At 35.5% G+C, this 1727-nt stretch carries 2 protein-coding genes and 1 pseudogene; 2 read left to right on the top strand and 1 reads right to left on the bottom strand.

Features of this window, described 5'->3' with window-relative positions; all coding sequences use genetic code 11:
- Positions 1–342, top strand: a pseudogene (locus R7P67_RS23630) (ABC transporter substrate-binding protein); the annotation flags it as partial.
- Between the two features lie 71 nt (positions 343–413).
- Here R7P67_RS23630 and R7P67_RS23625 read toward each other — a convergent pair.
- The gene (locus tag R7P67_RS23625) at positions 414–653 is read right to left on the bottom strand and encodes a hypothetical protein (protein WP_005481665.1); all 240 of its coding nucleotides are present in this window, start codon (positions 651–653) and stop codon (positions 414–416) included.
- Positions 654–1143: 490 nt separating this feature from the next.
- Here R7P67_RS23625 and R7P67_RS23620 point away from each other — a divergent pair.
- Positions 1144–1727 (top strand): NAD-dependent epimerase/dehydratase family protein (locus tag R7P67_RS23620; protein ID WP_318086167.1); only part of this gene is annotated, 584 nt, incomplete at its 3' end.

Genomic DNA, 1727 nt, shown 5'->3' with positions numbered 1-1727 from the left:
ACCAACTACAGTAGCCCAGAACTCGATAAGTTGATCGAAGCGTATGATGCAGAGTTTGATCAGAATAAACGTTATGAGCTGTCGCACCAGATTCAAGAATACGTAAAAGAAGCAAATATTATTGTTCCTGGATACATGGTGCCTTACTCACGTGTAGCACATTGGCGTTGGGTTAAAATTCCAAAAGATGGCATGACTAAAGCAACGGAATGGGTTCTGCACCCAATGGATATCGGTAACTTCTGGATTGATGAATCCGTTAAGAAAGAGACTGAAAAAGCCATGAAGAGCGGTAAAGCCTTCCCAGAAGTCACCGTGATTGATGATCGCTACAAGCTGTAATCGTTACTGACTAAGATAGAAAGAAAGCCCCACCATATGAGTGGGGCTTTTTGTTTGTGGATTATGCTGCGTTAGCTAACTAAGTAAGACGCCTCTAATAGGTAAGTTTTTACATCACCTAGGGGCGAAAACGCTTTGTCGATCGTTTTAAATCGTTCATCAATAGAATCACAGGCGATGATTTGACTGAATGTTTCGATTGATAAAGCTTCATTTGTTTTGAAAAACTGATGGACATTTTCCAACTGAACTTTATGAACGTGTTCGACTTTAGTTAGTGCATTTGTTAGATCTGAAATATTAATCGACATTGCTACTTAATGACCTTATCTACAGGCTTTGCTGAGCCATAGGACGTGGGCTTTATATTTGGCGGTAGAGTATCACTAACCTGTGGAGCACAGACTGATGGAGATCAATTTGTGCAGTTCGTACCAGTGTCAAACGCTTTGAGATAGAGGTGAGCTAGCAGAAAGTCTAAGCATCTAATGCTTGGATGGCGATATTATGCTTAATGTAAAACCGAAGTAAGTATTTTTATTCTTTATCAAATGTAGATTATGAATGGAAATAATTGAGTTTTCATTAAATAAATATGAAATATAAATAACGTAATAAAAATACTCTTTCTAATTAACTTCACTATTAAGATGGATGTTTTTCTTCGTTTTTCATAATAATCTAGATCAAAATCACAGCATCATTAAATTCAATATAACCAAGAAGTAGCGCTAGTTAATTAGCTTTACATATCAATAAATTACTACTATTTTTGTTGTATGCGTCTTATGGTGTTAATTTATGAAGTACTTAGTTACAGGTGCGGCAGGTTTTATTGGTAGTGCAACTATTAGAAAACTAAACTCATTAGGATATGAGGTTATAGGTATTGATAATATCAATGACTATTATGATGTTGAGTTAAAGTATGCAAGATTAAATTTTATAAAAAATCCATTATTTCGATTCTTTAATATGGATATATCAAATAAAAATGAAATAGAACGTTTATTTGAGAAAGAAAAGTTTGACAGAGTTATCCATCTTGCCGCACAGGCTGGTGTTAGATATTCACTTGTAAACCCACATTGTTACGCTGAATCGAATTTAAGTGGATTTTTAAACGTCTTAGAAGCTTGTCGTAAAAGCCATATCAAGCATTTCATATATGCATCTTCCAGCTCCGTTTACGGCTTAAACAAGAAAGTGCCTTTCTCTACATCGGATAATGTTGATCACCCCGTTTCTTTATATGCAGCGACTAAAAAATCTAATGAATTGATGGCGCATAGTTATTCTCATCTCTATCAACTTCCTACAACAGGCTTACGTTTTTTTACTGTGTATGGTTCTTGGGGACGTCCAGATATGGCGCCTTTTATCTT

The sequence above is a fragment of the Vibrio sp. Vb0937 genome (assembly GCF_033338855.1).
This window is presented reverse-complemented; position numbering and strand designations above follow the sequence as displayed.